Genomic DNA, 8,147 nt, shown 5'->3' with positions numbered 1-8,147 from the left:
CCATCTCGAGAGCCGTCTGTTCGGGAGCAGGTTTCTTCAACATGTCCCAGTGAATCATAAACCCCCGGATGTAGCCAGGGGTTTGTCAGCAGTCTGAGGGCGGCCAAGGCCGCCCTGATCACGTCGATTGAAATGAGGATGGCTCAGCGGCTGAGCACCGGCCGAACCTCGCGATGGAAATTGCGGAAATAGGCGGACATCTTTGCCAGCGTATTGCTGTTCTCGCGCAACTGGACGCCGAGCCTGCCATTGCGGCACCAGCGCACCGTGCCTTCGATCAGCCCGAAGCGATCGTTGTTGATCTGCACCGTGCTGCCGTGCGCCGCGTGGAGCCTGCCGTAGAATTCGAGCGACAGGCCGGCCCGCGAAATGTCGAGAACCCTGGCATCGACTTCCTGGTTCAGGTGGCGGACGGTGCTGTCGATCCTCACCCGGCTGCGCGGCGTCTTGCGTCCGTCGATCTTCAACATGGGCTGCATGAATGGTCTCCCCGTGGTTTTACCCTCGGGAACGGTAACAGATGTGTCTTTCATCCCGTTGAATCCGATCGGTAGAATTGTTTGCAACTCACGTCGCTGAAAACTTGAAGATTAGGTGCGTCATTGATATTCTTTCTTAGGTTGAGTTACTGTTGGGGAGGGAGCGACAGTGAACGAAAAGCCCGTTGAAACAAACAAGAGCTCAGAACATCCAAGTGGCGCAGCCATGCCGACTCCGCCGAGCGGGAATCTTACGGAAAAAGTGTCATCCGCTGCTCTGGTTTGTGCCATGGTTGGAGGTTTAGGACCGTTCCTTGTTCCGATCGTTACCAAGTACAATCAACAAAACGCGTTTGAGAGTATTCGAAGCTTTATCCGGATGCTCATGCAAGCGGAGTTTCCGGATAAGGTGGCATCTATTCTGAGCTTTGGACTTCCCTGGATAGGGGCAGCAGCTAGTGCAGGATTTCTTGCATATCTCTGGCGAGAGAATAACAACTACCGAGCTTTTGTATTTGGAATGGGTGCTCCCGCCCTGTTCATATCTCTCGTTCTTACCGCAGGCGGACAGGGAGACAAGGCGGTTCCGACTTCAATTAAAACTACCTTCCAGGAGTCGGGTGGCTTTGGGCCTCACATTTTCAGCCAGGCGGTAGCGCAAGAAGCGATCCCCAATGAATCGCCGAGTGGAGCTACCCTTTCTTTCGACATAAGCAACTTGCCATCAAATTGCGAAAGCTGCGCAATTACGTTCTTTGACGGGCATGGGAAACCTATTGAATCACAGCCCTTGACAATTCGCGGTCCCGTGGCCGGCGAAACACCTCTAATTACCGAGAACTTCGTGCCAACCGGTGCCGATACCGCCATTATCAGCGGTGTTGAGGCGACAAACAGGGCGGAGTTTAATGTGGATGAGGCCTTAAAAGCGTTGAACGCACCGTCCACCGGCAATGAAGCGGCGGAGATGCCTGCAATTTCACTGTCCAGACAAGGCAATTGGTTGAACGGACTACGAATAGGAGTTGGTGCAAGCGATGTTCAGCCGTACAACCTGCAGATGACGCTACAGCCAGAGGGGTCATACTAAAGCCCCACATTCGGCCGGTCGATGACTTCGCGCAGCGCGAAGCTGGAATTGATCTTGACCACATGGGGAAGCGCCGAGAGCCAGTCGCGGTGGATGCGCTCGTAGTCCTCCAGATCCTTGGCGGCGACGCGCAGGATGTAGTCGTATTCCCCCGACATCAGGTAGCAGACCAGAACATTGGGGCAGCGCTTTACCGCCGCCTCGAACTCCGTCAGCGTCTTGGCGAACTGGCCGGAGAGCGAGATGTGCACGATCACCATCATCTTGTAGTCGAGCGCTTTGTGCGACAGGCGGGCGTGGTAGCCGCTGATGATGCCTTCCTTTTCGAGGATGTCGTGCCGCCGCGAGCACGCCGAGGCGCTGAGGCCCACCTTCTCCGCGAGCTCCGCATTGGTCATGCGGGCGTTCTGCTGAAGCGCCTTCAGAATGGCAAGATCGATGGTGTCGAGCTGCATGGTTCGAAGAATTCCCCCTGTTTTATCATTTAACGCAATTTTCTTCGAAAAGCAGCCGCTTGGCAATTCCAATACGCAAGGACATTCGTCGGATTTTCTGTTTGCATTTCCTCCTCGGAAAAATTCGGCGAAAGCCGCCAGACAAGAGAGGAACGCTCAATGCGTGTCGGGTGCCCGAAGGAAATCAAGAACCATGAATATCGTGTCGGCCTGACGCCCGGTGCGGTCCGTGAATATGTGGCCCATGGCCACGAGGTCCTGATCGAAACCGGAGCCGGGGCAGGCATTGGTGCCGATGACGGCGCCTACAGGGCGGCCGGCGCGAAGATCGCCGCCACCGCCAAGGACGTCTTTGAAAAGTCCGACATGATCGTCAAGGTCAAGGAGCCGCAGCCCTCCGAATGGGCGCAACTGCGCGACGGCCAGATCCTCTATACCTATCTTCACCTCGCTCCGGATCCGGAACAGACCAAGGGCCTGATTGCCTCCGGCGTCACCGCGGTGGCCTATGAGACCGTCACCGACGACCGCGGCGGGTTGCCGCTGCTGGCCCCGATGTCGGAAGTCGCCGGACGTCTGGCCATTCAGGCGGGCGCGACCGCGCTCCAGAAGGCCCATGGCGGCCTCGGCATCCTGCTCGGCGGCGTTCCGGGCGTGCTGCCGGCCAAGGTCACCGTCATCGGCGGTGGCGTCGTCGGTCTCCACGCCGCCAAGATGGCTGCCGGCCTCGGCGCCGATGTGACCATTCTCGATCGGTCGCTGCCGCGCCTGCGCCAGCTCGACGACATCTTCCACGGCCGCGTTCACACCGTGTATTCCACGATCGACGCTCTAGAGCAGGAAGTCTTCTCGGCTGATCTCGTCATCGGAGCGGTGCTCATCCCCGGCGCCGCCGCGCCGAAGCTCGTCACCCGCGAAATGCTCTCGGGCATGAAGAAGGGTGCCGTCATCGTCGACGTCGCCATCGACCAGGGCGGCTGCTTCGAGACCTCGCATGCCACCACGCATTCCGAGCCGACCTACGAGGTCGACGGCATTGTGCACTACTGCGTCGCCAACATGCCCGGCGCCGTTCCGGTGACCTCGGCCCATGCGCTCAACAATGCGACGCTGGTCCATGGCCTGGCACTTGCCGATCGCGGCCTGCGCGCCATCGCCGAGGACCGTCATCTGCGCAACGGTCTCAATGTCCACAAGGGCCGCGTTACCAACAAGCCGGTCGCCGAGGCCCTGGGCTACGAGGCCTTCGCGCCTGAGTCCGTGCTGAACGTCGCCTGAGCGGCGATAAGACCGAAGAGGTTCCGCCCGTCCTGTGAACATGTAGGGGCGGACATAAGAGAGGGCCGGTCGCCCATCCGACCGGCCCTCTTCTTTTTTCCGCATCAAATGCCGGCCTGGGCCCTCTCGATCCGGCATTGGTAGCAATTGTTACGGGCCGAGCGGACGTGGACGTAGGCGATGTCGTCCCGCGCCATGAGTTCCGTCGCCCGCTGCGTGATGCGCTCGGTCGGCGTCACTGCACCGGTGCCGTAGACGATCCGGTCGTCCCGGTCGTAGCCGCGCACGATATAGTCGGGGCTCTCCAGCATGGGCGGCAGGATTTCGCTTGCCTCGTAGCGGTGGCAGTCACCTGCATGCAGGAAGATCGGACCCGTCTCGGCATAGGGTTGCGGGGCGGGGAAAGGCCGATGCGCGAGGACCAGATAGTCCTCGCCGGCCGCCACGAACCCCAGGCAATGGCGGCAGGGGATGCCGTCGCCATCGGAGACGCGGCGTTCGGGCGGCATGCCATAGGCATCGGGGCCGCCCGCGCGATAGGCGGCGACCATTTCGGTCGGCAGGGCCTGGAAGAGAATGTCGGACATGGAAACCTCCTGTTGATGCGGCGACCATGGCGGCACAGGTCGCCACCATCCACCCGATTCTTGCCGACGGCGTTGGAATTCGTGCCAAATTTCGTCGAGCCGGGGCGCTTGTGGGCCTTGCGGCCTTGCCCTACAGAATCGGCATTTGGGCTGCCTTTTTCGGGGGAAAGAGATGAATAGGACCCTTCTGCTTCTCGCCACGCTTGCGAGCCTCATAGGCGCGCCGAGAGTGGCGACCGCCCAGGAGATCAATCTGGATGATTTCAACGAGGCGGAGACGCAGGAGGCGATCGATTTCGTCGTCGGCAACGCCATGTTCGTCCTCATCCACGAAGCCGGACACATGCTGATCTCGGAACTCGGCCTGCCGGTTCTTGGACGCGAGGAAGACGCCGTCGATGCGCTGTCCTCGATCCTGATGCTGGAACTGCGCGACGAAAATTTCGACCGGATGATCACCGATTCCGCCGATGGCTGGTTCCTGTCCAGCGATCGCGCCGAGGAGGCCGGAGAGGAACTGGCCTTCTGGGACAGCCACGGCCTCGATCGCCAGCGCGCTTACCAGATGATCTGCATGATGGTCGGGCATGACGCCGAAGGCTTCAAGGAATTCGCCGATTCCATGGATTTTCCCGATGATCGCCGCGAGGAATGCACTTACGAATATGCCGCCGCCGCGACCAGCTGGCTCGGTCTTCTCTCGCCACACATGACCGAGGGCACCGACGGCGCCAAGTTCAAGGTCAGCTACGAGACGCCAAAGGACGAGAGCCTTGTTCTCTATGCGGAACTGCTGAAGCAGTCAGGCGTGCTCGAAATGCTTCAGTCAATGATCGGCGATAGCTTCAAGCTGAACGACGGCATCCGCGTCACCGGCAAGGCCTGCGGCCAGCCGAACGCCTTCTGGCATCCGGCCGAGCGCGAGATCACCTACTGCTACGAACTTGCCCAGTACCATATGGGCCTGATCGCCCAGTGGCTTGTGGATCAGCGCGAGCAATAAGCTCAGAGTCCTGGCGTGTCGCGGCGGATCGCCGTCAGAAGCTCGGCGTCCGTCATCGAATCGATGATCGCGTCATAGGTCTCGACCGGAGAAAAACCGTAGCGCTGATAGAGTTGCAGCGCGCGGGGGTGATCGAGCGAATTGGTCGTCACCGTCAGCTTCGTCGGATTGTCCTGCCAGGCCGCATAGAGCGCCTGCAGCAGGAACCATTTCCCGAGCCCCAGACCGAGTGCGTGTTCCATCAGGCCGAAATAGGAGAGCTCGACCGACTCGTCGTCCTGCTTGGCGAACTCGTAGAAGCCGGCCGGCGCGCCGTTGACGTAGAGCACCGAGATCGAGACCTTGGGGTCGTGGATCACCGCCTTCAGGTCGTCGTCGGTCATCCTCAGCCGCTCGAACCAGTGCCACCGGGCGCCAACCTGCCGCTGCAGGTAGCGATAGAAGGGAAGCGGAATATCCACCGCCCGCATGATCGCGGTCTGGATGTTGACGGGCACCGGCAGGCTGGCCTTCGGCGGCGCCGTCATCTCCAGCCGGGTGACTTTCGCGGTCAGCGGCCCCGAGGTGGTTTGCGCCAATGTCTCCGCGGGTCCGGTGGCGACCGGCGTTTCCTTCTTGCCGCCCCATTCCGACCAGGAGCCGTCATAGAGCGAATTATCGGTGTGGCCGAGGCTTTCCAGCGCCAGCGTGATCACGGCGGCGGTAACGCCAGAGCCGCAGCTCGTGACAACGGGTTTCGTCAGGTCGATGCCGGCTTTCGTGAAGATCGAGCGGAGCTCGGCAAGGTCCTTCAGATGGCCATCTTCGGAGAGCGAGACCGCAGGAACGCTGCGCGCACCCGGCATGTGGCCGGACCGCATGCCTTCGCGCGGCTCCGGTACCTCGCCGGTGAAGCGTCCTTCCGGACGGGCATCGGCAATCTGCTGATCGCCAGCATCGACGATCTGGGTCATTTCGCCGAAGGAAGTGACGCGGCGGCGGTCGAACCGCGGCGTGAACACCGCAGGCGCCGGTTCCGGCAGGTCCGTCTCCAGCGGACGTCCCTCGGCCTTCCACGCGTCTAGGCCGCCGTCGAGCAGGTAGACATTGCGCGCGCCCATGACCCGCAACATCCACCAGACGCGCGGCGCCGAAAAGAAGCCGGGCCCGTCATAGACGACGATCGTGTCGGTCGCGGAAATGCCGAGCTTGCCGATCTCGGCGGCGAAGAAGTCGGGCGAAGGCAGGGAGTGGGGCAAGCCGGTGGTGGTGTCGGCGATCACGTCCTGGTCGAAAAACACGGCGCCGGGAATATGGCCGGCGGCATAGTCGAGCGCGCCGTTTCGGTTTTGCGCCGGCAGGTACCACGAGGCATCGACGATCCGGAATTCCGGGGCGCCCAGCTGTTTCTCCACCCAGTCGGCGGATACGACGAAACGGCTCTTTTCCCCGGACATGCTGTTCTCCCGTCAATGCTTCAGGCCAAAACCTCCGGACTGCCGAAACGGATGCGGAAGCGGCGGTTTTCCTTGCCCTTTTTCTCGATCTTCGCGATGTGAATCGCTCCGACCTCCTGGGTCTCGGAAACATGTGTGCCACCGCAAGGCTGACTGTCAACGGCGGAGTTCTCGCCGATGCAGACAAGACTGACCCGGCCGAGCCCGACCGGGGGACGCACGTTCTTCGACTTGACGATGCCGGGATTGGCGGCAAGCTCCTCGTCCGTGATCCATTGCAGGTAGATCGGATGATTTTCGCCGACGAGCCGCATCAGGTCGGCCGTTACCTGCTCCTTGTCGATCGTCTCCGACATGTCGAAATCGACCCGGCTTTCCTCCTCGCCGACGGCAGCACCGGTGATCGGGAAGGGGCAGACGACGGAGAGCAGGTGGCAGGCGGTGTGCATGCGCATCAGCTTGTAGCGGCGCGGCCAGTCGACATGCAGCACCAGCTTTTCGCCGACAGAGGGCAGTGCCTCGCCCTCCAGCGGCTTGTGCAGGATAATCGCCTTGCTCTCGCCGTGGCGCGTCTCGCCGAGCGCGATCCGGCTGCCGTCGGCGCGCTCGAAAAAGCCGGTATCGCCAAGCTGTCCGCCGGACGCAGCGTAAAAGCAGGTCTGGTCGAGTTCCACCGAGCCATCCTCGTGGACCGCCGTTACCACGCCCTCCGCCGTCGCAAGATAGAAATCGTCACGGTAGAGGGGAATGGTGGTCGCGGTCATGGGTGGTCTCAGGCGGTTTCGAACGGAATGTTGAAATCGCTGCGCGATGTCAGCCAGCCCGGCACCGGAAGGTTCTTCGACTTCAGGAAGTCGGGATTGAAGAGCTTCGACTGGTAGCGGTTGCCGTAGTCGCACAGGATCGTCACGATCGTATGGCCCGGACCGAGATCGCGCGCAAGCCGGATCGCGCCGGCGATGTTGATGCCGGACGATCCCCCGAGGCAAAGCCCCTCCGTCTCGATGAGGTCGAAGACGATGGGCAGGGCCTCTGCATCCGGGATCTGGTAGGCGTAGTCGGGCGTGAAGCCTTCGAGGTTCGCGGTGATGCGGCCTTGGCCGATGCCCTCGGTGATCGATGATCCCGAGGATTTCAGCTCGCCGTTCTTGTAATATTCGTAAAGCGCGGCGCCATCGGGATCGGCGAGGCCGATCTTCACCTCCGGCTTGAGCCGGCGAAGTCCCATGCCGACGCCGGCGAGCGTGCCGCCCGAACCGACCGCGCAGATGAAGCCGTCGACGGCGCCGCCGGTCTGCTCGAAGATTTCCTTCGACGTCGTCTCGATATGGGCGTCGCGGTTGACGGTGTTGTCGAACTGGTTGGCCCAGATCGCGCCGTTCGGCTCGGTCTTGGCGAGCTGCGCGGCCAGCCGGCCCGAGAGCCTCACGTAGTTGTTCGGGTTTTTGTAGGGGACTGCCGGAACCTCGACCAGCTCGGCGCCGAGCAACTTCAGCGCATCCTTCTTTTCCTGGCTCTGGGTTTCCGGGATGACGATCACGGTTCGGTAGCCGAGCGCCCGGGCGACCAGCGTCAGGCCGATGCCGGTATTGCCGGCGGTGCCTTCCACGATCACGCCGCCGGGACGAAGCAGGCCCTTGCGTTCCGCGTCGCGGATGATGAAGAGCGCCGCGCGATCCTTCACGGACTGGCCGGGGTTCAGGAACTCGGCCTTGCCGAGGATGGTGCAGCCGGTCGCCTGCGAGGCGCCCTTGAGCCGGATCAGCGGCGTGTTGCCGATCGCCTCGATGACCGAAGGATGAAATGCCATGGGACTTGA

Annotated in this window: 9 protein-coding genes; 3 read left to right on the top strand and 6 right to left on the bottom strand. The window is 61.8% G+C overall.

All coding sequences use genetic code 11. The annotated features are described in order from the left end of the window. Nucleotides 1-143 precede the first annotated feature (143 nt). Nucleotides 144-479 (bottom strand): PilZ domain-containing protein, encoded by a 336-nt coding sequence (locus J5J10_RS09150; RefSeq protein WP_211929669.1) that lies wholly within the window; start codon nt 477-479, stop codon nt 144-146. A gap of 169 nt (nt 480-648) precedes the next feature. Between J5J10_RS09150 and J5J10_RS09145 the strand changes: the two genes are divergently transcribed. Further along, nucleotides 649-1,569, top strand: a complete 921-nt coding sequence (locus tag J5J10_RS09145) for a hypothetical protein (RefSeq protein ID WP_211929668.1) — start codon at nt 649-651, stop codon at nt 1,567-1,569. Here J5J10_RS09145 and J5J10_RS09140 read toward each other — a convergent pair. Beyond that, complete coding sequence (locus tag J5J10_RS09140) at nt 1,566-2,024, bottom strand: Lrp/AsnC family transcriptional regulator (RefSeq protein ID WP_208549569.1); 459 nt, start codon at nt 2,022-2,024, stop codon at nt 1,566-1,568. The genes J5J10_RS09145 and J5J10_RS09140 overlap by 4 nt on opposite strands. A 159-nt stretch (nt 2,025-2,183) precedes the next feature. On the opposite strand from J5J10_RS09140, the gene ald reads away from it, so the two are divergent. Then, the gene (ald, locus tag J5J10_RS09135; RefSeq protein ID WP_211929667.1) at nt 2,184-3,302 is read left to right on the top strand and encodes an alanine dehydrogenase; all 1,119 of its coding nucleotides are present in this window, start codon (nt 2,184-2,186) and stop codon (nt 3,300-3,302) included. A gap of 104 nt (nt 3,303-3,406) precedes the next feature. Here the strand turns inward: ald and J5J10_RS09130 are convergent, their stop codons facing one another. Then, on the bottom strand, nt 3,407-3,889 hold the full coding sequence (locus tag J5J10_RS09130) for a DUF1203 domain-containing protein (RefSeq protein ID WP_211929666.1): 483 nt from the start codon (nt 3,887-3,889) through the stop codon (nt 3,407-3,409). Nucleotides 3,890-4,061: 172 nt separating this feature from the next. Between J5J10_RS09130 and J5J10_RS09125 the strand changes: the two genes are divergently transcribed. After that, nucleotides 4,062-4,892 carry a DUF4344 domain-containing metallopeptidase gene (locus J5J10_RS09125; RefSeq protein WP_211929665.1) on the top strand — a complete coding sequence of 277 codons (831 nt, stop codon included), beginning with the start codon at nt 4,062-4,064 and terminating at the stop codon, nt 4,890-4,892. A 2-nt stretch (nt 4,893-4,894) separates the two neighbouring features. Here the strand turns inward: J5J10_RS09125 and sseA are convergent, their stop codons facing one another. The 3 genes from sseA to J5J10_RS09110 are packed head-to-tail and all read right to left on the bottom strand — an operon-like array spanning nt 4,895 to nt 8,138. Further along, nucleotides 4,895-6,328, bottom strand: a complete 1,434-nt coding sequence (sseA, locus tag J5J10_RS09120; RefSeq protein ID WP_211929664.1) for a 3-mercaptopyruvate sulfurtransferase — start codon at nt 6,326-6,328, stop codon at nt 4,895-4,897. Between the two features lie 20 nt (nt 6,329-6,348). Beyond that, nucleotides 6,349-7,092: an alanyl-tRNA editing protein gene (locus J5J10_RS09115; protein ID WP_211929663.1), complete on the bottom strand. Its 744-nt coding sequence runs from the start codon at nt 7,090-7,092 to the stop codon at nt 6,349-6,351. 8 nt (nt 7,093-7,100) lie between these two features. Next, nucleotides 7,101-8,138: a cysteine synthase A gene (locus J5J10_RS09110; RefSeq protein ID WP_211929662.1), complete on the bottom strand. Its 1,038-nt coding sequence runs from the start codon at nt 8,136-8,138 to the stop codon at nt 7,101-7,103. Between the last annotated feature and the right edge of the window lie 9 nt (nt 8,139-8,147).

The sequence above is a fragment of the Ciceribacter sp. L1K23 genome (assembly GCF_018122705.1).
Classification (GTDB): Bacteria; Pseudomonadota; Alphaproteobacteria; order Rhizobiales; family Rhizobiaceae; genus Allorhizobium.
The sequence above is the reverse complement of the archived record's forward strand: the minus strand, read 5'-3'. Positions and strand labels throughout refer to the sequence as shown.

Coding starts and splice junctions, on each gene's coding strand:
- J5J10_RS09150 (WP_211929669.1), bottom strand. CDS start 479: ATGCAGCCCATGTTGAAGATCGACGGACGCAAGACGCCGCGCAGCCGG.
- J5J10_RS09140 (WP_208549569.1), bottom strand. CDS start 2,024: ATGCAGCTCGACACCATCGATCTTGCCATTCTGAAGGCGCTTCAGCAG.
- ald (WP_211929667.1), top strand. CDS start 2,184: ATGCGTGTCGGGTGCCCGAAGGAAATCAAGAACCATGAATATCGTGTC.
- J5J10_RS09130 (WP_211929666.1), bottom strand. CDS start 3,889: ATGTCCGACATTCTCTTCCAGGCCCTGCCGACCGAAATGGTCGCCGCC.
- J5J10_RS09125 (WP_211929665.1), top strand. CDS start 4,062: ATGAATAGGACCCTTCTGCTTCTCGCCACGCTTGCGAGCCTCATAGGC.
- sseA (WP_211929664.1), bottom strand. CDS start 6,328: ATGTCCGGGGAAAAGAGCCGTTTCGTCGTATCCGCCGACTGGGTGGAG.
- J5J10_RS09115 (WP_211929663.1), bottom strand. CDS start 7,092: ATGACCGCGACCACCATTCCCCTCTACCGTGACGATTTCTATCTTGCG.
- J5J10_RS09110 (WP_211929662.1), bottom strand. CDS start 8,138: ATGGCATTTCATCCTTCGGTCATCGAGGCGATCGGCAACACGCCGCTG.